Source organism: Azospira sp. MPR-LB4 (assembly GCF_058809525.1).
On record NZ_CM179521.1, the window covers coordinates 1,840,812 to 1,867,263 of the forward strand.

A 26,452-nucleotide genomic window follows, 5' to 3' on the forward strand; every position below is an offset into this window, starting at 1 on the left:
ATTATACCGATGAATCGTACTTCGATTCAACCCGAATATCGACGCAACACCAGCTTTCGCCGGTTGCAATTAGCCCTGGCGCTGCTTATGGCGCGGATCAGTGCAAATCACGCGCACAATGCCATTGCGACGAATGATCTTGCAGTTGCGGCAAATCTTTTTTACCGATGCCAGCACTTTCATTTTTAGCTCCTTGATTCAGGGCGCTTGGCGCAGCCAGCCATTAACCCGATTACTTCTTAGCGTAGAGATTCTTGAAACCTTATTTGGCGCGGAAAACGATGCGGGCCCGGGATAAGTCATAGGGCGTCAACTGCACTGTCACCTTGTCGCCTGGCAGGATACGGATGTAATGCATCCGCATCTTGCCGGATATGAAGCCGAGGACCATGTGGCCGTTTTCCAGCTTCACTCTGAACGTCGCATTGGGAAGGTTTTCTACCACCTCCCCCTGCATTTCAATCAGATCTTCCTTCGCCATCCTAGCTCTGGTCTGTCTGGAGCCGGCCTACTTCATTGCCGGGAAGCCACCGCCCTTGAAGTTAGCTTTCTTGAGCAGGCTTTCGTATTGATGGGACATGACATAGGCCTGGACCTGGGACATGAAATCCATGGTCACGACCACGATAATCAGCAAGGAAGTACCACCGAAATAGAACGGCACGTTCCACTTCAAAATCAGAAACTCGGGCAGCAGACACACCAGGGTGATGTAGCCGGCGCCAACCAGGGTCAGGCGCATGAGAATCTTGTCAATATAGCGGGCAGTCTGCTCGCCAGGACGAATCCCGGGCACGAAGGCCCCGCTCTTCTTCAGGTTGTCCGCGGTTTCCTTGGAGTTGAACACCAGGGCGGTATAGAAGAAGCAGAAGAAGACGATCGCGGCGGCGTAGAGCATCACGTAGATCGGCTGGCCAGGCGACAGGGTGGCGGCAAAGTCCTTCAGCCAGCGCATGGATTCGCCGGAACCGAACCAGCCGGCAACGGTCGCCGGGAAAAGAATGATCGAGGAAGCGAAGATGGGGGGAATGACACCAGCCATGTTCAGCTTCAGCGGCAGATGGGAGCTCTGACCGCCATAAACCTTGTTGCCAACCTGGCGCTTGGCATAGTTGACCAGAATCTTGCGCTGGCCCCGCTCGACGAACACCACAAAGGCGGTGACGAAGAACACCAGAATCGAAATCACGATTGCGGTCAGCGGATGCATGGCACCGGTACGAACCAGCTCCAGCAGGCCGCCGATGGCGTTGGGCAGACCCGCAGCGATACCGGCAAAGATGATGATGGAAATACCGTTGCCCAGGCCACGTTCGGTAATCTGTTCGCCCAGCCACATCAGGAACATGGTGCCCGTCAGCAGGGTAGCCACGGTCGTCAGGCGGAACAGGAAGCCAGGCTCCAGGACCAGCCCGGGCTGTGCCTCGAGGGCAATTGCGATGCCCAACCCCTGAAACAGGGCGAGCGCCACTGTGCCATAGCGGGTGTATTGGGTAATCTTGCGCCGCCCGGCTTCACCTTCCTTCTTCAGCGCCTCGAGCTGAGGGCTGGCCACCGCCATCAACTGCATGATGATGGAGGCGGAGATGTAGGGCATGATGCCCAGGGCGAAAATGGTAAAGCGAGACAGGGCGCCACCGGAGAACATGTTGAACATGCCTAGGATGCCGCCCTGCTGGCTTTGGAAGAGTTCGGCCAGCACATTGGCGTCGATCCCGGGAACCGGGATGTGGGCGCCGATGCGATAAACGACCAGGGCACCAAGCAGGAACCACAGACGGCGTTTCAGATCGCCGAACTTGCCGCCTTTGCTGACTACGTTATTGGTCGCCAAAACCGAACTTCCTCGCGCTACGTTAGAAACGATTACTCAGCCACGGAGCCGCCGGCAGCCTCGATGGCGGCCTTGGCACCCTTGGTGGCACCCACGCCCTTGAGCGCAACCTTGCGGCTGATCTCACCGGACAGGATGACCTTGGCGGACAGTGCATTGCCAGCCACCAGACCGGCCTGCTTCAGTACCAGCAGATCGATCTCGTCGACGGGCAGACCCTGGATCTCGGACAGACGAACTTCCACGTTGCGGGCATTCGTCAGGGAGACGAAACCGCGCTTCGGCAGACGGCGGTGCAGAGGCATTTGACCGCCTTCGAAACCAACCTTGTGGAAGCCGCCGGAACGGGACTTCTGACCCTTGTGACCACGGCCACAGGTCTTGCCCAGGCCGGAGCCGATACCGCGACCGACACGCTTCTTGGCGTGCTTGGCGCCTTCTGCGGGCTTGATGGTATTCAGTTGCATGTTAGCCCTCGCACTTCAGCAGGTACGAAACCTTGTTGATCATGCCGCGCACAGCAGGCGTGTCCTGCAGCACGGAAGAGGAGTTCAGCCGGCGCAGGCCCAGGCCGCGCACGGTGGCGCGGTGGTCCTGCTTGGTGCCGATCAGGCTCTTGACGAGCGTAACCTTGATAGTCTTCTCAGCCATTTCTTACCCCAGGATGTCTTCAACGGACTTGCCGCGCTTGGCAGCAATTTCCGCCGGAGTGTTCATCGCCAGCAGGCCGTTCAGAGTGGCACGGACGATGTTGTAAGGATTGGTGGAGCCGTGAGCCTTGGCCACGACGTTGGTCACACCCATCACTTCGAACACGGCGCGCATGGCACCGCCGGCGATGATGCCGGTACCGTCGGCAGCGGGCATCATCAGAACGGTGGAGGAACCATGCTTACCAACAACGGCGTGCTGCAGGGTGCCGTTCTTCAGGCTGACTTTTTCCATCTTGCGACGGGCTTCGTCCATTGCCTTTTGCACGGCAACGGGCACTTCGCGGGACTTGCCCTTGCCCATGCCAACGCCGCCGTCGCCATCACCCACCACGGTCAGGGCGGCGAAGCCCAGAATCCGACCGCCCTTCACCACCTTGGTGACGCGGTTGATGGAGATCATCTTTTCGCGCAGACCGTCGTCGCGCTCGTCTGCCTGCTGGGGCTTCTTGGTTTGCGGTTTTGCCATAATTAACCTCGAACTTTCCTTCAGGCCGATCAGAACTTCAGACCGTTTTCGCGTGCGGCTTCAGCCAGGGCCTTGACACGACCGTGGTACTGGAAGCCGGCACGGTCGAAAGCGACCTGCTCGATGCCCGCCTTCTTGGCGCGCTCGGCGATGAGCTTACCGATGGCGGCAGCAGCATTCACATTGCCGCCATTCGGCAGATCCTTGCGCACTTCAGGTTCCAGGGAAGAGGCAGCAGCCAGAACCTTGGACCCGCAGGGAGAAATAACTTGAGCATAGATGTGGCTGTTGGTGCGGAACACGCACAGACGGACGGCCTTCAGCTCGGCGATTTTGGCCCGGGTTTTACGGGCACGACGCAAGCGCGACTGTTTTTTGTCAATCATTTCGCCACCTTACTTCTTCTTGGTTTCCTTGAGCGCGACCACTTCGTCGGCATACCGCACGCCCTTGCCCTTATAGGGTTCAGGCTTACGATAAGCGCGAACTTCAGCCGCTACCTGCCCCACCGCCTGCTTGTCCACACCCTTGATGAGGATTTCAGTCTGGCTCGGAGTCTCCACCTTGACGCCAGCAGGCATCTTGTGGGCCACCGGATGGGAAAAGCCGAGGGTCAGGTTCAGGGTGTCGCCCTGGGCCTGAGCACGGTAACCCACGCCGACCAGCGTCAGCTTGCGCTCAAAACCCTTGGTAACACCGGTCACCATATTGTTCAGATTGGCACGCATGGTGCCCCACAGAGCACCAGCACCTTCAACGCCTTCCACCGGGGAGCAAACCAGTTGCTCGCCCTCGACCTTCACGACCACAGCCGGGTTGGCCTTCAGCTTCAGCACGCCAAGGGGGCCCTTGACGGAGATCTCTTCACCCAGAGCAACTTCCACACCCTTGGGCAGCGAAATAGGATTCTTACCTACACGGGACATGGTTCCCCCTTACGCAACGATGCAGAGGACTTCGCCACCCACGTTCTGGGTGCGTGCCTTGCGGTCGGTCATGACGCCCTTGGGGGTGGACACGATTGCCACGCCCAGGCCATTCATAACACGCGGAATATCCTGGCTGCCCTTATAGACACGCAGACCAGGCCGGGAGACGCGCTCGATGCGCTCAATAACCGGGCGGCCGGCGTAGTACTTCAGGGCAATCTCCAGAGAAGCCTTGCCTTCGATTTCGCGCACGGCGAAATCATCAATATAACCTTCGCCCTTAAGGACGTCGGCAATCGCCACTTTCAGCTTGGAGCAGGGCATCGTTACGGATGCCTTCTCGGCCTGCTGGGCGTTGCGGATGCGGGTCAGCATGTCCGCGATCGGATCGCTCATAGCCATCTTTATTCCTCCTGCTTACCAGCTGGCCTTGGTCATACCGGGAATCTCGCCCTTGAAGGCGGCTTCACGGAGCTTGTTGCGGCACAGGCCGAACTTGCGGAAAACACCGCGCGGACGACCGGTTACTTGGCAACGATTGCGCAGACGGGCGGGGCTGGAATTGCGCGGCAGTGCCTGCAGCTTCAGACGAGCCTCGAAGCGCTCGGCGTCAGAAAGGCTCTGATTGTCGATAACGGCCTGCAGGGCAGCACGCTTGGCAGCGTACTTTTCCACGAGCGCGCGACGCTTCTCTTCGCGATTGATGAGTGACAGTTTTGCCATTATCGCCTCAATTCTTGAAGGGGAACTTGAAGGCAGACAGGAGGGCCTTGGCTTCCTCGTCGCTCTTCGCGGTGGTGGTAATGCTGATATTCATCCCGCGCAGAGCATCGATCTTGTCGTACTCGATTTCGGGGAAAATGATCTGCTCTTTCACACCCATGTTGTAGTTGCCACGGCCGTCGAAGCCCTTGCCAGCCACGCCGCGGAAGTCACGCACGCGGGGCAGGGAAACGGTGATCAGGCGATCCAGGAACTCGAACATGCGGGGGCCACGCAGGGTGACCATGCAACCGATGGGGTAGCCGTCACGAATCTTGAAGCCAGCGATGGACTTGCGGGACTTGGTGACAACGGGCTTCTGACCAGCGATCTTCTGCATGTCGCCGACGGCATTTTCCAGGATCTTCTTGTCCTGAACAGCTTCGCCGACACCCATGTTCAGGGTGATCTTGGTGATGCGCGGCACTTCCATAACGGACTTGTAGCCGAACTGCTTGGTCAGCTCAGGCACCACGCTAGCTTTGTAGTAGTCGAAAAAACGCGCCATGACTATTCCTTAAGCGTCCAGGGTTTCGCCATTGGACTTGAACACGCGCACTTTCTTGCCGTCTTCAAGAATCTTGAAGCCAACGCGGTCAGCCTTCTGGGTCGCAGCATTGAACAGCGCGACGTTAGAGATGTGAATGGGCATGTCCTTGTCGACGATGCCACCAACCACGCCCTTGATGGGATTGGGCTTGACGTGCTTCTTGGCACGGTTCACACCCTCGACCACCACATGCTCGGCATCGACACGGCGAGCAACGGTACCGCGCTTGCCCTTGTCTTTGCCGGCGATGACGACAACCTCGTCACCCTTGCGAATCTTTTCCATCACCGCTCCTTACAGCACTTCGGGCGCCAGGGACACGATCTTCATGAAGCGCTCGGTACGCAATTCGCGCGTAACCGGCCCGAAGATACGGGTACCAATGGGCTCCAGCTTGGCATTGAGGAGCACCGCCGCGTTGTTGTCGAACTTGATCAGCGAGCCATCGGGACGACGCACACCCTTGGCGGTACGAACCACCACGGCGTTATACACGTCACCCTTTTTCACGCGACCACGGGGAGCGGCGTCCTTGATAGACACCTTGATGATGTCACCAACGGCCGCATAGCGACGCTTGGAGCCGCCCAGGACCTTGATACACATCACCGAACGCGCACCGGTATTATCGGCGACGTCCAGAATCGTCTGCATCTGAATCATTATTAACTCCAACTTTTCCCGCAACGGATCGCAGGCAGTCTTGGACCCCGAAGGGGGGAGGAACTAAAACAAAGGAGCCCGGCTGACACCGGGCACCTCGAAGAAGCGGGATAGTACACGCTCCTGAGAAAACGCGCAAGCCCTTTCGGGCTTGCCCATCATTAGATGATGGTTGCCTTTTCCAGCAGCTTGGTAACGCGCCAGGCCTTGGTGCGGGACAGAGGACGGGTTTCCTCGATCTCCACCAGGTCGCCAGCCTTGGCTTCGTTGTTTTCGTTGTGCGCGTGATACTTCTTGGACTTGGTCACGATCTTGCCGTAAACCGGGTGCTTCACGCGACGTTCGATCAGGACGGTGACGGTCTTTTCCATCTTGTCGCTGACCACGCGACCGATCAGGGTACGCTTGATGCTGGTGGTCTCGCTCATTGCTGTACCGCCTTTTCACGCATAAAGGTACGAACACGCGCAATATCCTTGCGCACCTTGTTCAGCTGGCTGGTATTGGCCAGCTGCTGCGTCGCAGCCTGCATGCGCAGGCTGAACTGGGCCTTCAGGAGCTCAACCAGCTCCGTGTTCAGCTCTTCGACGCTCTTCGCTTTCAACTCATTGGCTTTCATGGATTACCCCAACTGACGGGTCACGAAGGTGACAGCGAAGGGGATCTTGGCAGCAGCAAGGGCGAACGCCTCGCGAGCCAGAGCCTCATCCACACCGTCCATCTCGTACAGAACCTTACCCGGCTGAATTTCAGCCACGTAGTATTCCGGATTACCCTTACCGTTACCCATACGGACTTCGGCAGGCTTCTTGGAAATGGGCTTGTCCGGGAACACGCGGATCCAGATACGGCCGCCCCGCTTGATGTGACGGGTCATGGCACGACGCGCAGCTTCGATCTGACGGGAAGTCAGACGCCCGCGGGCGATGGCCTTGAGACCGAATTCACCAAAGCTAACCTTGGCACCGCGGGTAGCCAGACCGGTGTTACGGCCCTTCTGCTCCTTGCGGTATTTTCTGCGATTAGGCTGCAGCATCGTTGTTACCTGCCTTTCTTACGCGCTTGGCGGGGGCCTTGTCGCCCTCCACAGCCTTGGCCTCACCTTCAGCCTTGGCCTTCACAGTACGAGTGGTCTTGGGCTTGTCGGCACCTTCGCCAGGCTTGGCGGAGCGACGGGGCTTGCGCTGCTCGTCGGCACCGGCTTCCGGAGCCACGACAGCGGGCTGGCCGTTGGCGGACATTTCACCCTTGAACACCCAGACCTTGATACCGATGATGCCGTAGGTGGTGCGGGCTTCGGAGGTGGCGTAGTCGATGTCGGCGCGCAGGGTGTGCAGGGGCACACGACCTTCGCGGTACCATTCGGTACGGGCGATTTCAGCACCGTTCAAACGGCCGGAGCTCATGATCTTGATGCCCTGGGCACCCAGACGCATGGCGTTCTGCATGGCACGCTTCATGGCACGACGGAACATGATCCGCTTTTCCAGCTGCTGGGCGATGGAGTCGCCGATCAGCTGGGCATCGAGTTCCGGCTTGCGGATTTCTTCGATGCTGACGTGGACCGGCACACCCATGATGCGCTGCAGTTCGGCGCGCAGGTTGTCGATCTCTTCGCCCTTCTTGCCGATAACCACGCCCGGACGGGCGGAGAAGATGGTGACGCGGGCGTTCTTGGCGGGGCGCTCGATGAGAACGCGGCCGACGGACGCATGTGCCAGCTTCTTCTTGAGGTAGTCACGGACCCGGATGTCTTCGTTCAGCATGGTGGCGAAGTTCTGACTGTTCGCGTACCAGCGGGAAGCCCAGTTACGGTTCACGCTGAGGCGGAACCCGGTAGGATTAATCTTCTGTCCCATAACTCTTCCTCAGTTCCCGACGGTCACGAAAATGTGGCAGGTCTGCTTGATGATGCGATTGCCACGACCCTTCGCCCGAGCGGTGAAGCGCTTCAGAGACGTACCCTGTTCGACGTGAATGGTCTTGACCTTCAGTTCGTCGATATCGGCGCCGTCATTATGCTCGGCGTTGGCGATGGCAGACTCCAGAACCTTCTTAACGATCTTTGCGCCCTTTTGGGGAGCAAAGCCCAGGATGTTGAGCGCCTGGCCCACCGGCTTACCGCGAACCAGGTCAGCCACGAGGCGACCCTTCTGGGCGGAGAGGCGGACGCCGCGCAAAATAGCACGAGTTTCCATTTGCACTCCTTTACTTCTTCGCCTTCTTGCCGGCGGTATGACCCTTGAAAGTACGGGTCAGGGAGAATTCGCCGAGCTTGTGGCCGACCATGTTTTCGGTGACATACACCGGAATATGTTGCTTGCCGTTATGCACGGCAATGGTCAGACCGACGAAATCCGGCAGCACGGTGGAGCGGCGAGACCAGGTCTTGATCGGCCGCTTGTCGTTGCCAGCACGAGCGGCGTCGACTTTCTTCAGCAGGTGGGCATCGACGAACGGGCCCTTTTTTACAGAACGTCCCATAGATCTCTACCCCTTAACGCTTGTGACGACGCTGCACGATCATGGAGTTCGTGCGCTTGTTACGACGGGTACGATAACCCTTGGTCTTGGTACCCCAAGGACTAACCGGATGCATACCAGCTGCGGTACGGCCTTCACCACCACCGTGGGGGTGATCGACCGGGTTCATGACCACGCCACGAACGGTCGGACGAACACCGCGCCAGCGCATGGCACCGGCCTTACCGATGGAACGCAGGGAGTGCTCTTCGTTACCGACTTCACCGATGGTGGCCCGGCATTCGACGTGCACACGGCGGATTTCACCGGAGCGCAGACGCAGCTGAGCGTAAGAACCTTCACGAGCCAGCAGTTGCACGGAAGTACCAGCGGCGCGAGCCAGCTGAGCACCCTTGCCGGGCAGCATTTCCACGCAGTGAATAGTGCTACCCACCGGAATGTTGCGAATCGGCAGGGCGTTGCCAGACTTGATCGGAGCTTCGGAGCCGGAGATCACTTGCTGGCCGACCACCATGCCCTTGGGGGCAATGATGTAACGGCGCTCGCCGTCGGCGTAGCACAGCAGAGCCACGTTGGCGGAACGATTGGGATCGTACTCGAGGCGCTCGACCTTGGCCGGAATGCCGTCCTTGTTGCGCTTGAAGTCGACAACACGGTAGTGCTGCTTATGACCGCCGCCCTTGTGGCGAACGGTGATGCGACCGTTGTTGTTACGACCGGAACCGCGGGTCTGCTTCTCGAGCAGGCCGGCGAACGGCTTACCCTTGTACAGATCGGGGTTGACGACCTTCACGACGGCACGGCGGCCGGCGGAAGTCGGTTTAACTTTGATCAATGCCATGTTCTTACTCCCCGGCCGCGAAATTGATTTCCTGGCCCGGCTTCAGGCTGACGTAAGCCTTCTTCCAGCTCTTGCGGCGGCCGATGAAACGACCGAAGCGCTTTTCCTTGCCCTTGACGTTGGCCACCTGAACGGACTCGACCTGCACCTTGAAGAGCAGCTCGACAGCAGCCTTGATTTCCGGCTTGGTTGCATCGGAGGCAACCTTGAAAACCACCTGCTCGTTCTTATCGGCGATGAAAGTCGCCTTTTCGGAGATTTGCGGCGCCAGCAGCACCTGCAGCAGACGTTCTTGGCTCATCCCAGCAGCTCCTCAAACTTGGCCACAGCACCCTTGGTCACGAGGACCTTGGGGAAGCGCACCAGGGACACAGGATCGGCTTCGCTAACATCCAGAACCAGCACATTGGGCAGGTTGCGGGAAGCCAGGAAGACGTTCTCATCCAGGGAATCGGTAATCACCAGCACGGACTCGTAGCCCATACCCTTGATCTTCTGGGCGAACAGCTTGGTCTTGGGAGCCTCGACAGAGAGGTTTTCCACCACGGCCAGACGGTCATCACGGACCAGCTGGGAAAGGATGGAAGCCAGACCAGCACGGTACATTTTCTTGTTCACCTTCTGAGAGAAGTTCTCCTCAGGGGAATTCGGGAAAATGCGACCGCCTCCGCGCCACAGCGGGCTGCCATTGCTACCGGAACGTGCGCGTCCGGTACCCTTCTGGCGCCAGGGCTTGGTGGTGGTGTGCCGAACTTCGGAGCGATCCTTCTGCTTGCGGTTGGCGCTACGGGCGTTGGCCTGATAGGCCACAACCACCTGGTGCACCAGCGCTTCGTTGTACTCGCGGCCGAACAGGGCATCGGAAGCCTGCAGCTTGGCAGCTTCCTGACCGTTTTCGTTGATAACTTTCAGTTCCATCACGCCCCCTTAAGCCTTGACTGCCGGACGCACGATGACGTCGGAGCCCTTGGAGCCGGGAACAGCGCCTTTCACCAGCAGCAGCTGGCGCTCGACGTCGACCCGAACCACTTCCAGGCACTGCACAGTGCTCTTCACAGCACCCAGGTGACCGGCCATGCGCTTACCCGGGAACACGCGACCCGGATCCTGCGCCATACCGATGGAACCAGGAGCATTGTGAGACACGGAGTTACCGTGGCTGGCGCGGTTGGAGCTGAAGTTGTGACGCTTGATAGCGCCGGCAAAACCCTTACCCTGGGAGGTGCCGGTGATATCGACCTTCTGGCCAACAGCGAAGATGGTGACAGCGATCTGATCGCCAGCCTTCAGGCCAGCGAGCTGCTCAGCGGTCACGGGGAATTCTTTGAGCACGTGCCCAGCTTCAACACCAGCCTTGGCCAGATGACCAGCCAGAGACTTGTTGACGCGGGAGGCACGACGCTTGCCGAAAGTCACCTGAACGGCGGCATAGCCGTCGGTTTCAGGCGTTTTGATCTGGGACACACGGTTGTTCGACACGTCCAGCACAGTCACCGGGACGGTAGCACCGTCATCAGTGAACACGCGCGTCATGCCGACCTTGCGCCCAACAAGGCCTAGACTCATGGTTATTCTCCAAATGCCGGCTGCGATTGGCCGACAAGTAAGTCAAAATGGGCGACACCAAACGGAGTCGCCCGCGGAAAAGCGGTGGATTATATACGCAACCAGTCGCTTATTGCAACTTGATTTCGACGTCAACACCAGCCGGCAGGTCGAGCTTCATCAGAGCATCAACAGTCTTGTCGGTCGGATCGATGATGTCCATCAGGCGCAGATGGGTCCGGATCTCGAACTGATCGCGGGAAGTCTTGTTCACGTGCGGGGAACGCAGCACGTCGTAACGCTGGATGCGGGTGGGCAGGGGCACGGGGCCACGAACCACAGCACCGGTACGCTTGGCGGTTTCAACGATTTCCTGAGCGGATTGGTCGATCAGGCGGTAGTCGAAGGCCTTCAGACGGATACGGATTTTCTGGTTTTGCATGATATTTCCCAAAGAGCGATGGGGCGGGTGAAAGCCCGCCCCGAATGTAAAAATTACTCGATGATCTTGGCAACCACACCGGCGCCGACGGTACGGCCGCCTTCGCGGATAGCGAAGCGCAGACCTTCTTCCATGGCGATCGGAGCGATCAGCTTCACGGTCATCTGAATGTTGTCACCAGGCATAACCATTTCCACGCCTTCGGGCAGGGAGATGGCGCCGGTCACGTCAGTGGTCCGGAAGTAGAACTGGGGACGGTAGTTGTTGAAGAACGGGGTGTGACGACCACCTTCGTCCTTGGACAGAACATACACTTCGCCAGTGAAGTGGGTGTGGGGGGTGATGGAACCGGGCTTGGCCAGCACTTGGCCGCGCTCGACTTCTTCACGCTTGGTGCCGCGCAGCAGCACGCCCACGTTGTCACCAGCCTGACCTTGGTCCAGCAGCTTGCGGAACATTTCCACGCCGGTGCAGGTGGTCTTGGTGGTGGGCTTGATACCCACGATTTCGATTTCTTCGCCGACCTTGACGATGCCGCGCTCGACACGACCGGTCACCACGGTACCGCGGCCGGAGATGGAGAACACGTCTTCGATGGGCAGCAGGAAGGGCTTGTCCACAGCCCGCTCGGGGGTGGGGATGTAGCTGTCCAGAGCATCGGCCAGGGCCAGAATGGCGGGTTCGCCGATGTCGGACTGGTCACCTTCCAGCGCCTTCAGGGCGGAGCCCTTGACGATGGGGATGTCGTCGCCGGGGAAGTCGTACTTGGAGAGCAGCTCGCGCACTTCCATTTCGACCAGTTCCAGCAGTTCGGCGTCGTCCACCATGTCGCACTTGTTCAGGAACACGATGATGTAGGGCACACCCACCTGACGGGCCAGCAGGATGTGCTCGCGGGTCTGGGGCATGGGGCCGTCAGCGGCGGAACAGACCAGGATAGCGCCGTCCATCTGGGCGGCACCGGTAATCATGTTCTTCACGTAGTCGGCGTGACCCGGGCAATCCACGTGAGCGTAGTGACGGGTGGCGGTTTCGTATTCGACGTGGGCGGTGTTGATGGTGATACCGCGGGCCTTTTCTTCGGGCGCAGCGTCGATCTGGTCGTAAGCCTTGGCTTCGCCACCGAACTTCTTGGACAGAATGGTGGTGATAGCAGCAGTCAGCGTGGTCTTACCGTGGTCAACGTGACCGATGGTGCCCACATTAACGTGCGGCTTCGTACGTTCAAACTTTTCCTTGGCCATCTTTCAATTCCTCAATTCGCAAAAATTCGATTACTTCTTGTTAATCACGGCTTCGGCGACGTTCTTCGGCGCCTCGGAGTAGTGCTTGAACTCCATGGAGTAGGTCGCACGACCCTGGGTCAGGGAGCGCAGCTGGGTGGCGTAGCCGAACATCTCGGCCAGGGGCACTTCAGCCTTCACTTCCTTGATGCCGCCGGGCAGATCATCCATACCCTGGACGATGCCGCGACGACCGGACAGGTCGCCCATGACGTTACCCATGTAGTCTTCCGGGGTTTCAACGACAACGGCCATCATCGGCTCCAGCAGCGTGGGCTGGGCCTTGCGCATACCTTCCTTGAATGCCATGGAGGCAGCCATGCGGAATGCGTTTTCGTTGGAGTCCACGTCGTGGTAGGAACCGTCGAACAGGGTGAACTTGATGTCGACCACCGGGAAGCCGGCCAGCACACCGCTGGAGATGGCGTCTTGCAGACCCTTGTCCACCGCGGGAATGAATTCGCGAGGCACGGTGCCGCCCTTGATGGCGTCGACAAACTCGTAGCCCTTGCCGGCTTCGTTCGGCTCGATCTTGAGCCAGACGTGACCGTACTGACCGCGACCGCCGGACTGCTTGACGAACTTGCCTTCCTGTTCGACAGCCTTCTTGATGCATTCGCGGTAGGCCACCTGGGGAGCACCCACGTTGGCTTCGACGCTGAATTCGCGCTTCATGCGGTCGACGATAATTTCCAGGTGCAGTTCGCCCATACCGGAAATGATGGTCTGACCGGATTCTTCGTCGGTACGCACGCGGAAGGACGGATCTTCGGCGGCCAGACGATTCAGGGCGATACCCATCTTCTCCTGGTCAGCCTTGGTCTTGGGCTCGACAGCCACGTGAATCACGGGATCCGGGAATTCCATGCGCTCGAGAATGATCGGAGCATCCGGATCGCACAGGGTTTCACCGGTGGTCACTTCCTTCAGGCCCACGCAGGCGGCGATGTCGCCGGCCAGAACTTCCTTGATTTCCTCGCGGTTGTTGGCGTGCATCTGCAGGATGCGGCCGATGCGTTCCTTACGACCCTTAATCGGGTTGTAAATGGTGGAGCCGGAGGTCAGGACGCCGGAGTACACGCGCACGAAGGTCAGCTGGCCGACGTAGGGGTCGGTCATCAGCTTGAAAGCCAGAGCGGAGAACTTGGAGTCGTCGGAAGCAACGCGGCAATCCTTCTCGCCGTTTTCCTTTTCGCCTTCAACAGGGGGAATATCCACCGGGGAGGGCAGCAGCTGAATAACAGCATCCAGCATGCGCTGCACACCCTTGTTCTTGAAGGCGGTACCGCACAGCATGGGCTGGATTTCGCAGTTGATGGTGCGAGTACGCAGGCCCAGCAGGATGTCGGCCTCAGGCAGATCACCCTCTTCCAGGTACTTGTTCATCAGCTCTTCAGACGCCTCGGCAGCAGCCTCGACCATCTGTTCGCGCCAGGTCTGGGCGGTCTCGACCAGATCAGCGGGAATGTCCTTGTACTCGAACTTCATACCCTGGGAGGCTTCGTCCCAGATGATGGCCTTCATCTTGATCAGATCGACCACGCCGGTGAAGGTATCTTCGGCACCGATCGGAATCACGATCGGCACGGGATTGCCCTTCAGACGGACCTTCATCTGCTCGACAACCTTGAAGAAGTTGGCGCCGGAGCGGTCCATCTTGTTCACGAAAGCCAGACGGGGCACCTTGTACTTGTTGGCCTGACGCCACACGGTCTCGGACTGGGGCTGAACGCCACCCACAGCACAGTAAACCATGCAGGCACCATCCAGCACACGCATGGAACGCTCCACCTCGATGGTGAAGTCCACGTGCCCCGGGGTGTCGATGATGTTGAAGCGGTGCTCGGGGAAGGAGTTGTCCATCCCCTTCCAGAAGCAAGTAGTAGCAGCGGAGGTAATGGTAATACCACGCTCCTGCTCCTGCTCCATCCAGTCCATGGTGGCAGCACCGTCGTGCACTTCACCGATTTTGTGGTTCACACCGGTGTAGTACAGGATGCGCTCGGTGGTAGTCGTCTTACCGGCGTCAATGTGAGCGCTAATACCGATATTGCGGTAGCGCTCGATGGGAGTTTTGCGAGCCACGTTAGTAACCTTCGCTGTAAACGTTTGTCAGGAGACGGTTAGAAACGGTAGTGGGCGAAGGCCTTGTTGGCTTCGGCCATACGATGCACTTCGTCACGCTTCTTCACGGCGCCGCCGCGGTTTTCGGCCGCTTCCAGCATTTCGGCAGCCAGACGCAGGCCCATGGTCTTTTCGGAACGCTTGCGGGCAGCCTCGCGCAGCCAACGCATGGCCAGAGCCATACGACGGGCAGGACGAACTTCCACGGGCACCTGGTAGTTGGCACCACCGACGCGACGGGACTTCACTTCCACCATGGGACGCACGTTGGCGATAGCGGAGGCAAACACTTCCAGAGGATCCTTGCCGGACTTGGAAGAAATCTGGTCGAAGGCACCGTAGACGATGCGCTCGGCCACGGACTTCTTGCCGCTTTGCATCACGGCATTCACAAACTTGGAGACATCCACGCTGCCGAACTTGGGATCGGGCAGGATGTCGCGTTTCGGTACTTCACGACGACGGGGCATAACAACCTCACTAGTTCACAATTCAGTTGCGACATTTCCGGAATAGAAATGACACATGGCCGCCCATGTGGGGGCGGCCACTTACTAAAACGACCTGATTAGGCCGCCTTCGGACGCTTGGCCCCGTACTTGGAACGGGACTGCTTACGATCCTTGACGCCCTGGGTATCCAGGGAGCCGCGCACGGTGTGGTAACGCACACCAGGCAAATCCTTCACACGACCACCGCGAATCAGGACCACGGAGTGCTCCTGCAGGTTGTGGCCTTCACCACCGATGTAGGAAATGACTTCGAAGCCATTGGTCAGACGAACCTTGCACACCTTACGCAGTGCGGAGTTCGGCTTCTTCGGAGTGGTGGTGTAAACACGGGTGCACACGCCACGCTTCTGGGGGCACTTTTCCAGAGCAGGAACCTTGCTCTTGGTAATTTCGGCCACCCGGGGCTTGCGCACGAGTTGGTTGATGGTCGGCATAACAAATCCTCATTTAGGCGGCTTTGCCGCCAAAACACTGAAACAGCGGGCTGACTGCCCGCCTCGCCTCAGCGATTTTTTTATCCAAACAAAGGCAATGATTAGCCTTTGCCGCGAAAAGACCCGAGATTTTATTGGGAAGCAACCCTCGAGTCAACGGTTGCTTCCCAAAGATCAGACGGCGTCGTTGCCGGCAGGCACTTCCTCGACAGCCACATCCTCCCCGCCCAGGACCCGGTCGAGGCCCTGGTCGTTGCCAGCAGCCTGCTGACGACGGGAATTGTGGTAGGCAAGACCGGTACCGGCAGGAATCAGGCGGCCGACGATGACGTTTTCCTTCAGGCCGCGCAGTTCGTCGCGCTTGCCCATGATGGCCGCTTCCGTCAGCACGCGGGTGGTTTCCTGGAAGGAAGCCGCGGAGATGAAGGAGTCGGTGGACAAGGAGGCCTTGGTGATACCGAGCAGCATGTAATCGTAGCTGGCGGGCAGCTTGCCTTCGGCAACGACGCGATCGTTCTCGTCCAGCACATCGGCGCGTTCGACCTGTTCGCTCTTGATGAAGCGGGTATCGCCCGGCTCGGTGATGGTGACCCGACGCAGCATCTGGCGCACGATAACTTCAATGTGCTTGTCGTTGATCTTCACGCCCTGCAGACGGTACACATCCTGCACTTCATCGGTGATGTAGCGGGCCAGGGCTTCGACACCCTTGAGCTTGAGGATTTCATGGGGATCGGGCTCGCCGTCCACAATGACTTCGCCCTTGTTCACCACCTGACCGTCGTGCACCATGACGTGCTTGTCCTTGAGGATCAGATACTCGTGGGCGACACCGTCCAGATCGGTGATGACCAGACGCTGCTTGCCCTTGGTGTCCTTGCCGAAGGAAACGGTACCGGTGTACTCGGCCAGCATGCCCACATCCTTGGGCGTACGGGCTTCGAACAGCTCTGCCACACGGGGCAGACCGCCGGTAATGTCGCGGGTCTTGGCGGATTCTTGCGGAATCTTCGCCAGCACGTCGCCGACACCCACCTGCTGGCCGTCGGCCACGGTGATGATGGAGCCCACCTGGAAGGTGATGGTCACGGCGTGCTCGGTGCCATGCATCTTCACTTCCTGGCCGTTCTCGTCCAGCAGCTTGACCTGGGGACGCAGGCCCTTGGCCTGGGCCTTGCCGCCGCGCTTGGGATCGATCACCACCAGGGTGGACAGGCCGGTCACATCGTCGATCTGCTTGGCGACGGTGGAACCTTCTTCCACGTTCTCGAACTTGATGGTACCGGCGTACTCGGTAATCATCGGACGGGTATGGGGATCCCAGGTCGCCAGCACGGCACCGGCCTTCACCACCTGACCGTCATCGGCGGTCAGGATGGCGCCGTAGGGCACCTTGTGACGTTCGCGCTCGCGGCCATTGTCGTCGGTCACCAGCACTTCGCCGGAACGGGTGAAGACGATCTTCTCACCCTTGACGTTGGTCACATAGCGCATGGTGGCAGTGAAGCGCACCACACCGTTGGACTTGGTATCGACCCGGTCGGCCACGGCAGCACGGGAAGCCGCACCGCCGACGTGGAAGGTCCGCATGGTCAGCTGGGTACCCGGTTCGCCGATGGACTGGGCGGCGATGACGCCGACAGCCTCACCCACATTGACCAGGGAGCCGCGGCCCAGATCACGGCCGTAGCACTTGGCGCACAGACCGTAACGGGTGTCGCAGGTCAGGGGGGTACGGACCTTGACTTCATCGATGCCCAGCTTGTCGATCAGATCGCACAGATCCTCGTCCACCAGGGTACCGGCTTCGATGACGGTTTCTTCGCTTTCCGGATTCACCACGTCAGCCACGACCACGCGGCCCAGAATACGGTCGCGCAGCGGCTCGATCACCTCACCGCCCTCGATCAGGGCCTTCATGGTGACGCCGTTCTGGGTGCCGCAATCGTCCTCGGTCACCACCAGATCCTGGGTCACATCCACCAGACGGCGAGTCAGGTAGCCGGAGTTGGCGGTCTTCAGTGCCGTATCGGCCAGACCCTTCCGCGCACCGTGGGTGGAGATGAAGTACTGAAGCACGTTCAGGCCTTCACGGAAGTTGGTGGTAATCGGCGTTTCGATAATGGAGCCGTCCGGCTTGGCCATCAGGCCCCGCATACCGGCCAGCTGGCGAATCTGGGCCGCGGAACCCCGGGCGCCGGAGTCGGCCATCATGTAGATGGAGTTGAAGGACTCCTGCTTCACGGTCTTGCCGTGACGGTCCACCACCTCTTCATGACCCAGCTGCTCCATCATGACCTTGGCCACCTGATCGCCGGTACGGCCCCAGATATCCACGACCTTGTTGTAGCGCTCACCGAAGGTCACCAGACCGTTGGTGTATTGGGTTTCGATTTCCTTAACTTCCTTCTCGGCCTCGGCGATGATGGTGTGCTTTTCGGTCGGCACACGCATGTCGTCGGAGCAGAAGGAGATGCCGGCACGGGTAGCCAGAGCGTAGCCGTTCTGCATCAGCTTGTCGGCGAACACCACCGTTTCCTTCAGGCCGCAACGGCGGAAGGAGGTGTTGATCAGCTTGGAGATTTCCTTCTTCTTCAGGGCCTTGTCGATGACGCTGAAAGGCAGGCCCTTGGGCAGGATCTCGGAAAGGATGGCACGGCCGCAGGTGGTGTTGTAGCGGGTGATCTTCTCCACCCACTCGCCGCTTTCGCCGCGCACGTATTCCTTCAGACGCACGGAAACCTTGGCGTGCAGGTCGGCCAGGCCGGAATTCACTGCCCGCAGCACTTCGCTGACGTCAGCGAAGTTCATGCCTTCACCCTTGGCGTTGATGCGGTCGCGGGTGGCGTAGTACAGACCCAGCACGATATCCTGGGACGGCACGATGATCGGTTCGCCGTTGGCCGGGGAGAGCACGTTGTTGGAGGCCAGCATCAGGGTGCGGGCTTCCATCTGGGCTTCCAGGGACAGGGGCACGTGGACAGCCATCTGGTCGCCGTCAAAGTCGGCGTTGAAGGCGGCACACACCAGGGGATGCAGCTGGATGGCCTTGCCTTCGATCAGGGTCGGCTCGAAAGCCTGGATACCCAGACGGTGCAGGGTCGGCGCACGGTTCAGCATGACCGGATGTTCGCGGATGACGTCTTCCAGGATGTCCCACACCACGGGCTCCTGGGATTCGACCATCTTCTTGGCCTGCTTGATGGTGGTTGCCAGGCCCATCAGTTCCAGCTTGTGGAAGATGAAGGGCTTGAACAGTTCCAGGGCCATCAGCTTGGGCAGGCCGCACTGGTGCAGCTTGAGCTGGGGACCCACCACGATCACGGAACGACCGGAGTAGTCCACCCGCTTGCCCAGCAGGTTCTGACGGAAGCGGCCGCCCTTGCCCTTGATCATGTCGGCCAGGGACTTCAGGGGGCGCTTGTTGGCGCCGGTCATGGCCTTGCCGCGGCGACCGTTGTCCAGCAGGGAGTCCACGGACTCCTGCAGCATGCGCTTTTCGTTGCGCACGATGATTTCCGGTGCCTTCAGCTCCAGCAGGCGCTTCAGACGGTTGTTCCGGTTAATGACGCGACGGTAGAGGTCGTTCAGGTCGGAAGTGGCGAAACGGCCGCCGTCCAGGGGCACCAGCGGGCGCAGGTCCGGGGGCAGCACGGGCAACACTTCCAGGATCATCCAGTCGGGCTTGATGCCGGACTTCTGGAAGCCTTCGAGGATCTTCAGGCGCTTGGCGATCTTCTTGTTCTTGGCTTCGGAACCGGTGGTTTCCAGTTCGCTGCGCAGACGCTCGACTTCGTGATCCAGGTCCAGGGTACGCAGCAGTTCGCGCACGGCCTCGGCACCCATCAGGGCGATGAAGTCGTCACCGTACTCTTCCACCTTGGCCAGGTAGTCGTCTTCGGTCAGCAGCTGGCCCCGGTTGAGGGAGGTCATGCCGGGCTCGATCACCACGTAGGCTTCGAAGTAGAGGACCCGCTCGATGTCGCGCAGGGTCATGTCCAGCACCATGCCGAGACGGCTGGGCAGGGACTTGAGGAACCAGATGTGGGCGGTCGGGCTGGCCAGCTCGATGTGGCCCATACGCTCGCGGCGCACCTTGGCCAGGGTTACTTCGACGCCGCACTTCTCGCAGATGACGCCACGATGCTTGAGGCGCTTGTACTTGCCGCACAGGCACTCGTAGTCCTTGATCGGGCCAAAGATCTTGGCGCAGAACAGGCCGTCACGCTCCGGCTTGAAGGTGCGGTAGTTGATGGTTTCCGGCTTTTTAACTTCGCCGTAGGACCAGGACCGGATCTTGTCCGGCGACGCGAGACTGATGGTGATCGCGTCGAATTCTTCTTCCTGGGTTACCTGCTTAAACAGATCGAGCAGTGCTTTCATTGTTCACTCCAACCGGGGTGTGAATCCAAAAATTCCGTGTATCGGGCCAATTTGCTGCGTGGGGCGGTTTAGTACCGTTCTAGGTCGATGTCGATCGCCAGGGAGCGGATTTCCTTCACCAGCACGTTGAAGGATTCCGGCATGCCGGCATCGATCTTGTGCTCGCCCTTGACGATGTTTTCGTAAACCTTGGTACGACCATTCACATCGTCCGACTTCACGGTCAGCATTTCCTGCAGCACGTAGGAGGCGCCGTAGGCTTCCAGGGCCCACACTTCCATTTCACCGAAGCGCTGGCCGCCGAACTGGGCCTTACCGCCCAGGGGCTGCTGGGTCACCAGGCTGTACGGGCCGGTGGAACGGGCGTGCATCTTGTCGTCCACCAGGTGGTGCAGCTTCAGGTAATGCATGTAGCCCACCGTCACCTGACGCTCGAAGGCGTCGCCGGTACGGCCGTCGTGCAGGGTGATCTGGCCGGATTCGGGCATGCCGGCGAGACGCAGCATGGCCTTGATTTCGGCTTCGTCGGCACCGTCGAAGACCGGGGTGGCGAAAGGCACGCCGGTGGTCAGGTTGCCGGCCAGTTCCATGATTTCCTGGTCGTTCAGCTCGTTCAGGTTTTCCTTCTTGCCTTCGGAGTTGTAGATCTCTTCCAGGAACTTGCGCACTTCGGCAGCCTTGGCGCCGGCCTGCAGCATGTCGCCGATCTTGTAGCCCAGGCCCTTGGCGGCCCAGCCCAGGTGCACTTCCAGAATCTGGCCCACGTTCATCCGGGACGGCACACCCAGGGGGTTCAGCACGATATCCACGGGACGGCCGTCGGCCATGTAGGGCATGTCTTCCACGGGCACGATGCGGGAAACCACACCCTTGTTACCGTGGCGGCCGGCCATCTTGTCGCCGGGCTGCAGGCGGCGCTTCACGGCCACGTAGACCTTGACCATCTTCTGCACGCCCGGGGGCAGTTCGTCGCCCTGGGTCAGCTTCTTGCGCTTCTCTTCGAAGGCAATGTCGAAGTCCTTGCGGGTCTGCTCCAGGGATTCCTTCAGCTGTTCCAGTTGCTGGGCGACTTCCTCGTCGGCCATGCGCACGTCGAACCAGTTGTGGGGATCGATGCCGTCCAGGTATTCCTGGGTCACGACAGTGCCCTTGGCCAGCTTCTTCGGACCGCCGTTGGCAGGCTTGCCGGTGATCAGGCGGCCGACACGGGCGAAGGTGTCCCGTTCCACGATACGCATCTGATCGGCCAGATCCTGCTTGTAGCCACGCAGATGGTCGTCGATGATGGACTGGGCGCGCTTGTCGCGCTCGATGCCTTCGCGGGTGAACACCTGCACGTCGATGACGGTGCCGGCGATACCGGACGGCACGCGCAGGGAGGTGTCCTTAACGTCGGAGGCCTTCTCGCCGAAGATGGCGCGCAGCAGCTTTTCTTCCGGCGTCAGCTGGGTCTCTCCCTTGGGGGTGACCTTACCCACCAGCACGTCGCCGGCTTCCACTTCGGCGCCGATGTACACCACGCCGGATTCGTCCAGACGGGACAGCTGTACCTCGCCCAGGGAGGCGATGTCGCGGGTGATTTCCTCAGGTCCGAGCTTGGTGTCGCGGGCCACCACGGTCAGTTCTTCGATGTGGATGGAGGTGTAGCGGTCTTCCGCCACCACGCGCTCGGAGATCAGGATCGAGTCTTCGAAGTTGTAGCCGTTCCAGGGCATGAAGGCGATCAGCATGTTCTGACCGAGGGCCAGTTCGCCCTTGTCGGTAGAAGCGCCGTCGGCCACCACGTCACCCTTGGCGATGATGTCGCCCATCTTCACCAGCGGACGCTGGTTGATGTTGGTGTTCTGGTTGGAACGGGTGTACTTGGTCAGGTTGTAGATGTCCACGCCGACTTCGCCCGGCACGGTTTCATCGTCATGCACACGGACCACGACGCGGGAAGCATCCACGTAATCCACCACGCCGCCACGCAGGGCCTGCACGGCAGTGCCGGAGTCCACGGCCACGGTGCGTTCGATGCCGGTACCGACCAGGGGCTTCTCCGGACGCAGGCAGGGCACGGCCTGACGCTGCATGTTGGCGCCCATCAGGGCCCGGTTCGCATCGTCGTGCTCGAGGAAGGGGATCAGGGAGGCAGCGACGGAAACGATCTGGCCCGGGGCCACGTCCATGTACTGGACGCGGGACGGTTCGGCCAGGATGGTTTCACCCTTTTCGCGGCAGGTCACCAGCTCGTCCACCAGGGTGCCGTCGGCACCCAGGGCGGCGTTGGCCTGGGCCACCACGTAAGCGCCTTCTTCAATGGCGGAGAGGTATTCGATCTGGTCGGTCACCTTGCCGTCCACCACCTTGCGGTAGGGGGTTTCCAGGAAACCGTAGGAGTTGGTGCGGGCGAACAGGGCCAGGGAGTTGATCAGGCCGATGTTCGGACCTTCCGGGGTTTCGATCGGGCAGACGCGGCCGTAGTGGGTCGGATGCACGTCGCGCACTTCGAAGCCGGCGCGTTCGCGGGTCAGACCGCCAGGGCCCAGAGCGGAAACGCGCCGCTTGTGGGTGATCTCGGACAGGGGGTTGGTCTGGTCCATGAACTGGGACAGCTGGCTGGAGCCGAAGAATTCCTTGATGGCGGCGCTGATCGGCTTGGCGTTGATCAGGTCGTGGGGCATCAGGTTGTCGGACTCGGCCTGGGACAGGCGCTCCTTGACGGCGCGCTCGACGCGCACCAGACCGGCGCGGAACTGGTTCTCAGCAAGTTCGCCGACGGAACGTACGCGGCGGTTGCCCAGGTGATCGATGTCGTCGATTTCGCCGCGACCGTTGCGCAGTTCCACCAGCAGCTTGATGGATTCGACGATGTCGCGGGGCGACAGGGTCAGCTGCTCGCGCACTTCAACGTTGGCGCCCAGGGCCTTCAGTTGGGCGGCCAGGGTGTGGGCGGCTTCTTCGGTCAGGTTTTCGGCAGCGGCACGGGAACCATACTGCAGCTCGTTCAGGATTTCCTGGACGGTGCCCTGATTGGCGCCGGTGAACTCGGCGATGGCCTTGGCCAGCGCTTCGGTCTTGTGCGGAGCGTTCTTGATGGTGACCTTGTACTCGACCACATCGGGACGGCCGATGCGACGGTTGAACTTCATGCGGCCCACACCGGACAGATCGTAGCGATCGTCGGAGTAGAAGAGACCGTTGAAGAGGATCTCCACGGCTTCTTCGGTGGGCGGTTCACCGGGACGCATCATGCGGTAGATGGCGACGCGGGCGGCCTGCTTGGTGGCGGTATCGTCAGCACGCAGGGTGTTGGAGATGAAGGCGCCACGGTCCAGATCGTTGGTGTACAGGGTCTGGAATTCGGCCACGCCGGCTTCCCGCAGCTTGGCCAGCAGGGACTCGGTGATTTCATCGTTGGCATTGGCGATGACTTCGCCGCTGTCCTTGTCGATGATGTTGTGACCGATGACGCGGCCGACCAGGAAGTCGTCGGGCACGGCGATGTGCTTGATGCCGGCAGCGTCCAGATCGCGGATGTGCTTGGCGGTGATGCGCTTGTCCTTCGGCACGATGACCTTGCCGGCCTTGTCGCAGAAATCGAAGCGGGCGGTTTCGCCGCGCAGACGCTCGGGCACCAGGGTGAAGTCGGCGCCGTTCTTCAGCAGCTTGAAGTCGTCGAATTCGAAGAAGCCGGCCAGGATCTGCTCATTGGTCAGGCCGATGGCCTTGAGCAGGGTAGTGACGGGCATCTTGCGGCGACGGTCAACGCGGAAGAAGAGGATGTCCTTCGGATCGAATTCGAAGTCCAGCCAGGAACCGCGGTAGGGAATCACGCGGGCGGAGAACAGCAGCTTGCCGGAAGAATGGGTCTTGCCGCGGTCGTGCTCGAAGAACACGCCGGGGGAACGGTGCAGCTGGGAGACGATGACCCGCTCGGTACCGTTGATGACGAAAGAACCGGTGGTGGTCATGAGCGGAATCTCGCCCATGTACACTTCCTGCTCCTTCACTTCCTTCACGGTATCCGGAGCTTCCCGGTCCATGATCACCAAGCGCACCTTGGCGCGCAGGGCGGAGGCGAAGGTCAGGCCCCGTTGCTGACATTCCTTGACGTCGAAGGCGGGCTCGGCCAGCTGGTAGCTGACGAACTCCAGCCGGGCATTGCCGGAATGGGAAACGATGGGGAAGATGGAGCCGAAAGCGGCCTGAAGCCCTTGATTGCGACGCTTGGCGGTGGGCAGTTCCGCCTGCAGGAAGGCCGTATAGGATTCCAGCTGGGTGGCCAGCAAGAACGGCACGTCGAGCACGCTTGCACGCTTGGCAAAACTCTTGCGGATGCGTTTTTTCTCGGTGTAGGAGTAGGTCATGGTCGCTCCGAGCTCAGAAAGCAAAATTCCTCAAAAGAGGTTGGATCCGCCGATGTTCCCGGCGGCTGCAACGGATAAACGCAAGCTTCATCTTTTCTGCCTGTCCGGCGCCGGCGCCGGGAGATGATGCTTGCGTTTATACGTTGCGCAGTACTGGGTGATGCTGTTGGAACCGTTGAAACGCCTGGGCGTTTCAGAAAAGCACAAATGGGCTGGCGGCAAAAATGCCGCCAGCCCATGGCAAGCGAGTCGAATTTACTTGACTTCGACCTTGGCGCCAGCTTCTTCCAGCTGCTTCTTCAGGGCTTCAGCGTCAGCCTTGGAGATGCCTTCCTTCACAGCCTTGGGAGCGCCGTCGACGACGTCCTTGGCTTCCTTCAGGCCCAGGCCGGTAGCAGCGCGGACGACCTTGATGACTTCAACCTTCTTGTCGCCGGCAGCAGCCAGGACCACGGTGAACTCGGTCTGCTCTTCAGCAGCAGCGCCACCGGCGGCAGCGCCGGGAGCGGCCACGGCCATAGCGGCAGCGGAAACGCCAAACTTCTCTTCGAAAGCCTTGACCAGGTCGTTCAGGTCCATAACGGTCATGGAACCGACGGCTTCCAGGATGTCTTCTTTGGTAATAGCCATTTAGATAACTCCTAATTCAAATCGGATATGCAAGTGTTCGACAGGCCGATCAGGCAGCAGCGCCTTCGGCTTCGCGCTTCTTGGCGAGAGCGCCCATGGCCACGGCAAAGCCGGACACGGGAGCCTTCATCACGCCCAGCAGCTTGGCCAGCAGCTCGTCGCGGCTCGGGATGGAAGCCAGGGCTTGCACGCCAGCCTTGTCCATCACCTTACCGGCGTAAGAGCCAGCCTTCAGCACCAGCTTGTCGTTGGTCTTGGCAAAGTCGTTGAGGACCTTGGCAGCGGCAACAGGGTCAGCGGAAACGCTGTAAATCAGCGGACCAACCATGTGCTCAGCCAGGCCGGCGAAGGCGGTGTCAGCCACCGCACGACGCACCAGGGTGTTCTTCAGCACACGCAGGTAAACACCAGATTCGCGGGCCTTTTTCCGCAGCACGGTGAGATCGCCCACCTCGATACCGCGGTACTCAGCCACGACGATGGTCTGGGCGTTGGCTACCTGTGCCGACACCTCTGCCACGACGGCTTTCTTGTCATTAAGATTGAGACCCATAGGTCTTTCCTCCTTTCAAGTCTAAACACGGCGGCTCGGAAGCCGAATCCGCCGCACCCACGGCGACCTGAATCAGGGAATCATGCCGGAAACCGGCCAAAATCCTGTTTCGGGAACACCGTCTGCGCAGGCCCCTCGCGGAACTTAAGCTACCGGAAAGAGAACTTCCCGGCGGCACCTGCGGTCTTTGACGATCCGCGGCCCCACCCCGGAGGGAGAGGCCACGGCCCAAAGTTCTTTTTGCTGCGAAATGCCTTAGGCGACCAGGGTAGCCTGGTCCACGCGCACGCCGGGGCCCATGGTGCTGGACACGGCGACCTTGCGCAGGTACTGGCCCTTGGAGGAAGCGGGCTTGGCCTTGTTCAGGGCATCGATCAGGGCCTTCAGGTTCTCTTCCAGCTTTTCAACCGGGAAGGAAGCACGGCCGATGGTGGCGTGGATGATGCCGCCCTTGTCGGTACGGTACTGAACCTGACCGGCCTTGGCGTTCTTCACGGCGGTAGCCACATCCATGGTCACGGTGCCGACCTTGGGGTTCGGCATCAGGCCGCGGGGACCCAGAATCTGGCCCAGGGCGCCGACGACACGCATGGCGTCGGGAGTGGCGATGACCACGTCGAAATTCAGGTTGCCGCCCTTGACCTGTTCGGCCAGGTCGTCGAAACCGACCACGTCGGCGCCGGCAGCCTTAGCAGCCTCGGCCTTGTCGCCCTGGGCGAACACGGCGACGCGAACGCTCTTGCCGGTACCGGCGGGCAGCACCACGGAGCCACGAACCAGCTGGTCGGACTTGCGAGCGTCGATACCCAGATTCACGGCCACGTCGATGGATTCATCGAACTTGGCGGTGGCGGTTTCCTTGGCCAGGGTCAGGGCTTGGGCAACGGCATAAGCCTTGTTGCGGTCGATCTTGCCCTGCAGGGCCTTTTGCTTCTTGGTCAGCTTTGCCATG

Annotated in this window: 33 protein-coding genes; all 33 read right to left on the reverse strand. The window is 60.2% G+C overall.

What is annotated here, in order from left to right; all coding sequences use genetic code 11:
• Positions 1-69: 69 nt before the first annotated feature.
• Complete coding sequence (gene rpmJ / locus AC3QLZ_RS08560; protein ID WP_014235457.1) at positions 70-183, reverse strand: 50S ribosomal protein L36; 114 nt, start codon at positions 181-183, stop codon at positions 70-72.
• 79 nt (positions 184-262) lie between these two features.
• A complete protein-coding gene (gene infA, locus AC3QLZ_RS08565) occupies positions 263-481 on the reverse strand; it encodes a translation initiation factor IF-1 (RefSeq protein WP_014235458.1) in 219 nt (72 codons plus the stop codon).
• Positions 482-508: 27 nt separating this feature from the next.
• The gene (secY, locus tag AC3QLZ_RS08570; protein ID WP_014235459.1) at positions 509-1,834 is read right to left on the reverse strand and encodes a preprotein translocase subunit SecY; all 1,326 of its coding nucleotides are present in this window, start codon (positions 1,832-1,834) and stop codon (positions 509-511) included.
• A gap of 32 nt (positions 1,835-1,866) precedes the next feature.
• Entirely contained in the window at positions 1,867-2,301 is a 435-nt protein-coding gene (rplO, locus tag AC3QLZ_RS08575; RefSeq protein ID WP_014235460.1) for a 50S ribosomal protein L15, read from the reverse strand.
• 1 nt (position 2,302) lies between these two features.
• Entirely contained in the window at positions 2,303-2,485 is a 183-nt protein-coding gene (gene rpmD, locus AC3QLZ_RS08580; protein ID WP_014235461.1) for a 50S ribosomal protein L30, read from the reverse strand.
• A 3-nt stretch (positions 2,486-2,488) separates the two neighbouring features.
• A complete protein-coding gene (gene rpsE / locus AC3QLZ_RS08585; protein WP_014235462.1) occupies positions 2,489-3,013 on the reverse strand; it encodes a 30S ribosomal protein S5 in 525 nt (174 codons plus the stop codon).
• A 29-nt stretch (positions 3,014-3,042) separates the two neighbouring features.
• Positions 3,043-3,396 carry a 50S ribosomal protein L18 gene (rplR, locus tag AC3QLZ_RS08590; protein WP_043798613.1) on the reverse strand — a complete coding sequence of 118 codons (354 nt, stop codon included), beginning with the start codon at positions 3,394-3,396 and terminating at the stop codon, positions 3,043-3,045.
• 12 nt (positions 3,397-3,408) lie between these two features.
• On the reverse strand, positions 3,409-3,939 hold the full coding sequence (gene rplF / locus AC3QLZ_RS08595) for a 50S ribosomal protein L6 (RefSeq protein WP_014235464.1): 531 nt from the start codon (positions 3,937-3,939) through the stop codon (positions 3,409-3,411).
• A gap of 9 nt (positions 3,940-3,948) precedes the next feature.
• Complete coding sequence (gene rpsH, locus AC3QLZ_RS08600; RefSeq protein ID WP_014235465.1) at positions 3,949-4,344, reverse strand: 30S ribosomal protein S8; 396 nt, start codon at positions 4,342-4,344, stop codon at positions 3,949-3,951.
• 15 nt (positions 4,345-4,359) lie between these two features.
• Complete coding sequence (gene rpsN, locus AC3QLZ_RS08605) at positions 4,360-4,665, reverse strand: 30S ribosomal protein S14 (RefSeq protein ID WP_014235466.1); 306 nt, start codon at positions 4,663-4,665, stop codon at positions 4,360-4,362.
• A 7-nt stretch (positions 4,666-4,672) separates the two neighbouring features.
• Positions 4,673-5,212, reverse strand: coding sequence for a 50S ribosomal protein L5 (gene rplE / locus AC3QLZ_RS08610; protein ID WP_014235467.1), 540 nt, complete (start codon positions 5,210-5,212; stop codon positions 4,673-4,675).
• Positions 5,213-5,221: 9 nt separating this feature from the next.
• A complete protein-coding gene (gene rplX / locus AC3QLZ_RS08615; protein WP_014235468.1) occupies positions 5,222-5,539 on the reverse strand; it encodes a 50S ribosomal protein L24 in 318 nt (105 codons plus the stop codon).
• A gap of 9 nt (positions 5,540-5,548) precedes the next feature.
• Positions 5,549-5,917: a 50S ribosomal protein L14 gene (gene rplN / locus AC3QLZ_RS08620; RefSeq protein ID WP_014235469.1), complete on the reverse strand. Its 369-nt coding sequence runs from the start codon at positions 5,915-5,917 to the stop codon at positions 5,549-5,551.
• Between the two features lie 161 nt (positions 5,918-6,078).
• On the reverse strand, positions 6,079-6,345 hold the full coding sequence (gene rpsQ / locus AC3QLZ_RS08625; protein WP_014235470.1) for a 30S ribosomal protein S17: 267 nt from the start codon (positions 6,343-6,345) through the stop codon (positions 6,079-6,081).
• Positions 6,342-6,536: a 50S ribosomal protein L29 gene (rpmC, locus tag AC3QLZ_RS08630; protein ID WP_014235471.1), complete on the reverse strand. Its 195-nt coding sequence runs from the start codon at positions 6,534-6,536 to the stop codon at positions 6,342-6,344. Before rpmC ends, rpsQ begins: the two co-directional genes overlap by 4 nt.
• A gap of 3 nt (positions 6,537-6,539) precedes the next feature.
• Positions 6,540-6,953: a 50S ribosomal protein L16 gene (gene rplP, locus AC3QLZ_RS08635; protein WP_014235472.1), complete on the reverse strand. Its 414-nt coding sequence runs from the start codon at positions 6,951-6,953 to the stop codon at positions 6,540-6,542.
• On the reverse strand, positions 6,940-7,776 hold the full coding sequence (gene rpsC, locus AC3QLZ_RS08640; protein WP_014235473.1) for a 30S ribosomal protein S3: 837 nt from the start codon (positions 7,774-7,776) through the stop codon (positions 6,940-6,942). Before rpsC ends, rplP begins: the two co-directional genes overlap by 14 nt.
• A 9-nt stretch (positions 7,777-7,785) precedes the next feature.
• Positions 7,786-8,115, reverse strand: a complete 330-nt coding sequence (gene rplV / locus AC3QLZ_RS08645; RefSeq protein ID WP_014235474.1) for a 50S ribosomal protein L22 — start codon at positions 8,113-8,115, stop codon at positions 7,786-7,788.
• Between the two features lie 10 nt (positions 8,116-8,125).
• The gene (gene rpsS / locus AC3QLZ_RS08650) at positions 8,126-8,401 is read right to left on the reverse strand and encodes a 30S ribosomal protein S19 (protein ID WP_014235475.1); all 276 of its coding nucleotides are present in this window, start codon (positions 8,399-8,401) and stop codon (positions 8,126-8,128) included.
• Positions 8,402-8,414: 13 nt separating this feature from the next.
• Positions 8,415-9,242 carry a 50S ribosomal protein L2 gene (rplB, locus tag AC3QLZ_RS08655; RefSeq protein ID WP_014235476.1) on the reverse strand — a complete coding sequence of 276 codons (828 nt, stop codon included), beginning with the start codon at positions 9,240-9,242 and terminating at the stop codon, positions 8,415-8,417.
• Between the two features lie 4 nt (positions 9,243-9,246).
• Complete coding sequence (rplW, locus tag AC3QLZ_RS08660; protein ID WP_014235477.1) at positions 9,247-9,543, reverse strand: 50S ribosomal protein L23; 297 nt, start codon at positions 9,541-9,543, stop codon at positions 9,247-9,249.
• Entirely contained in the window at positions 9,540-10,160 is a 621-nt protein-coding gene (gene rplD, locus AC3QLZ_RS08665) for a 50S ribosomal protein L4 (RefSeq protein WP_014235478.1), read from the reverse strand. Before rplD ends, rplW begins: the two co-directional genes overlap by 4 nt.
• Positions 10,161-10,169: 9 nt before the next feature.
• On the reverse strand, positions 10,170-10,808 hold the full coding sequence (gene rplC / locus AC3QLZ_RS08670) for a 50S ribosomal protein L3 (RefSeq protein WP_014235479.1): 639 nt from the start codon (positions 10,806-10,808) through the stop codon (positions 10,170-10,172).
• 109 nt (positions 10,809-10,917) lie between these two features.
• Positions 10,918-11,229 carry a 30S ribosomal protein S10 gene (gene rpsJ / locus AC3QLZ_RS08675; protein WP_014235480.1) on the reverse strand — a complete coding sequence of 104 codons (312 nt, stop codon included), beginning with the start codon at positions 11,227-11,229 and terminating at the stop codon, positions 10,918-10,920.
• 53 nt (positions 11,230-11,282) lie between these two features.
• Entirely contained in the window at positions 11,283-12,473 is a 1,191-nt protein-coding gene (gene tuf / locus AC3QLZ_RS08680) for an elongation factor Tu (protein WP_014235481.1), read from the reverse strand.
• 30 nt (positions 12,474-12,503) lie between these two features.
• Entirely contained in the window at positions 12,504-14,597 is a 2,094-nt protein-coding gene (gene fusA, locus AC3QLZ_RS08685; RefSeq protein WP_014235482.1) for an elongation factor G, read from the reverse strand.
• A 38-nt stretch (positions 14,598-14,635) separates the two neighbouring features.
• Positions 14,636-15,106: a 30S ribosomal protein S7 gene (rpsG, locus tag AC3QLZ_RS08690; protein ID WP_014235483.1), complete on the reverse strand. Its 471-nt coding sequence runs from the start codon at positions 15,104-15,106 to the stop codon at positions 14,636-14,638.
• A gap of 98 nt (positions 15,107-15,204) precedes the next feature.
• Positions 15,205-15,582, reverse strand: coding sequence for a 30S ribosomal protein S12 (gene rpsL, locus AC3QLZ_RS08695; protein WP_014235484.1), 378 nt, complete (start codon positions 15,580-15,582; stop codon positions 15,205-15,207).
• Positions 15,583-15,756: 174 nt separating this feature from the next.
• Complete coding sequence (gene rpoC, locus AC3QLZ_RS08700) at positions 15,757-19,965, reverse strand: DNA-directed RNA polymerase subunit beta' (protein ID WP_014235485.1); 4,209 nt, start codon at positions 19,963-19,965, stop codon at positions 15,757-15,759.
• A gap of 68 nt (positions 19,966-20,033) precedes the next feature.
• Positions 20,034-24,317, reverse strand: coding sequence for a DNA-directed RNA polymerase subunit beta (rpoB, locus tag AC3QLZ_RS08705; RefSeq protein WP_014235486.1), 4,284 nt, complete (start codon positions 24,315-24,317; stop codon positions 20,034-20,036).
• 255 nt (positions 24,318-24,572) lie between these two features.
• Positions 24,573-24,947, reverse strand: coding sequence for a 50S ribosomal protein L7/L12 (gene rplL / locus AC3QLZ_RS08710; protein ID WP_014235487.1), 375 nt, complete (start codon positions 24,945-24,947; stop codon positions 24,573-24,575).
• Between the two features lie 49 nt (positions 24,948-24,996).
• Complete coding sequence (rplJ, locus tag AC3QLZ_RS08715; protein WP_014235488.1) at positions 24,997-25,500, reverse strand: 50S ribosomal protein L10; 504 nt, start codon at positions 25,498-25,500, stop codon at positions 24,997-24,999.
• A 255-nt stretch (positions 25,501-25,755) separates the two neighbouring features.
• Positions 25,756-26,451 carry a 50S ribosomal protein L1 gene (rplA, locus tag AC3QLZ_RS08720; protein ID WP_014235489.1) on the reverse strand — a complete coding sequence of 232 codons (696 nt, stop codon included), beginning with the start codon at positions 26,449-26,451 and terminating at the stop codon, positions 25,756-25,758.
• Position 26,452: the final 1 nt, after the last annotated feature.

Excerpts from the sequence above, each read along its gene's own strand:
- rpoC (WP_014235485.1), bottom strand. The coding sequence starts at position 19,965 with ATGAAAGCACTGCTCGATCTGTTTAAGCAGGTAACCCAGGAAGAAGAA.
- rpsC (WP_014235473.1), bottom strand. The coding sequence starts at position 7,776 with ATGGGACAGAAGATTAATCCTACCGGGTTCCGCCTCAGCGTGAACCGT.
- rplP (WP_014235472.1), bottom strand. The coding sequence starts at position 6,953 with ATGCTGCAGCCTAATCGCAGAAAATACCGCAAGGAGCAGAAGGGCCGT.
- rplA (WP_014235489.1), bottom strand. The coding sequence starts at position 26,451 with ATGGCAAAGCTGACCAAGAAGCAAAAGGCCCTGCAGGGCAAGATCGAC.
- rplE (WP_014235467.1), bottom strand. The coding sequence starts at position 5,212 with ATGGCGCGTTTTTTCGACTACTACAAAGCTAGCGTGGTGCCTGAGCTG.
- tuf (WP_014235481.1), bottom strand. The coding sequence starts at position 12,473 with ATGGCCAAGGAAAAGTTTGAACGTACGAAGCCGCACGTTAATGTGGGC.
- rpmJ (WP_014235457.1), bottom strand. The coding sequence starts at position 183 with ATGAAAGTGCTGGCATCGGTAAAAAAGATTTGCCGCAACTGCAAGATC.
- rpsS (WP_014235475.1), bottom strand. The coding sequence starts at position 8,401 with ATGGGACGTTCTGTAAAAAAGGGCCCGTTCGTCGATGCCCACCTGCTG.
- rplO (WP_014235460.1), bottom strand. The coding sequence starts at position 2,301 with ATGCAACTGAATACCATCAAGCCCGCAGAAGGCGCCAAGCACGCCAAG.
- rpsH (WP_014235465.1), bottom strand. The coding sequence starts at position 4,344 with ATGGCTATGAGCGATCCGATCGCGGACATGCTGACCCGCATCCGCAAC.
- rplJ (WP_014235488.1), bottom strand. The coding sequence starts at position 25,500 with ATGGGTCTCAATCTTAATGACAAGAAAGCCGTCGTGGCAGAGGTGTCG.
- rpsN (WP_014235466.1), bottom strand. The coding sequence starts at position 4,665 with ATGGCAAAACTGTCACTCATCAATCGCGAAGAGAAGCGTCGCGCGCTC.
- rplC (WP_014235479.1), bottom strand. The coding sequence starts at position 10,808 with ATGAGTCTAGGCCTTGTTGGGCGCAAGGTCGGCATGACGCGCGTGTTC.
- rplN (WP_014235469.1), bottom strand. The coding sequence starts at position 5,917 with ATGATTCAGATGCAGACGATTCTGGACGTCGCCGATAATACCGGTGCG.
- rpsQ (WP_014235470.1), bottom strand. The coding sequence starts at position 6,345 with ATGAGCGAGACCACCAGCATCAAGCGTACCCTGATCGGTCGCGTGGTC.
- rplD (WP_014235478.1), bottom strand. The coding sequence starts at position 10,160 with ATGGAACTGAAAGTTATCAACGAAAACGGTCAGGAAGCTGCCAAGCTG.
- rplW (WP_014235477.1), bottom strand. The coding sequence starts at position 9,543 with ATGAGCCAAGAACGTCTGCTGCAGGTGCTGCTGGCGCCGCAAATCTCC.
- rpoB (WP_014235486.1), bottom strand. The coding sequence starts at position 24,317 with ATGACCTACTCCTACACCGAGAAAAAACGCATCCGCAAGAGTTTTGCC.
- rpsE (WP_014235462.1), bottom strand. The coding sequence starts at position 3,013 with ATGGCAAAACCGCAAACCAAGAAGCCCCAGCAGGCAGACGAGCGCGAC.
- rplX (WP_014235468.1), bottom strand. The coding sequence starts at position 5,539 with ATGGAAAAGATTCGCAAGGGTGACGAGGTTGTCGTCATCGCCGGCAAA.
- infA (WP_014235458.1), bottom strand. The coding sequence starts at position 481 with ATGGCGAAGGAAGATCTGATTGAAATGCAGGGGGAGGTGGTAGAAAAC.
- rpmD (WP_014235461.1), bottom strand. The coding sequence starts at position 2,485 with ATGGCTGAGAAGACTATCAAGGTTACGCTCGTCAAGAGCCTGATCGGC.
- rplB (WP_014235476.1), bottom strand. The coding sequence starts at position 9,242 with ATGGCATTGATCAAAGTTAAACCGACTTCCGCCGGCCGCCGTGCCGTC.
- rpmC (WP_014235471.1), bottom strand. The coding sequence starts at position 6,536 with ATGAAAGCCAATGAGTTGAAAGCGAAGAGCGTCGAAGAGCTGAACACG.
- rpsJ (WP_014235480.1), bottom strand. The coding sequence starts at position 11,229 with ATGCAAAACCAGAAAATCCGTATCCGTCTGAAGGCCTTCGACTACCGC.
- rpsL (WP_014235484.1), bottom strand. The coding sequence starts at position 15,582 with ATGCCGACCATCAACCAACTCGTGCGCAAGCCCCGGGTGGCCGAAATT.
- rpsG (WP_014235483.1), bottom strand. The coding sequence starts at position 15,106 with ATGCCCCGTCGTCGTGAAGTACCGAAACGCGACATCCTGCCCGATCCC.
- rplF (WP_014235464.1), bottom strand. The coding sequence starts at position 3,939 with ATGTCCCGTGTAGGTAAGAATCCTATTTCGCTGCCCAAGGGTGTGGAA.
- rplL (WP_014235487.1), bottom strand. The coding sequence starts at position 24,947 with ATGGCTATTACCAAAGAAGACATCCTGGAAGCCGTCGGTTCCATGACC.
- rplV (WP_014235474.1), bottom strand. The coding sequence starts at position 8,115 with ATGGAAACTCGTGCTATTTTGCGCGGCGTCCGCCTCTCCGCCCAGAAG.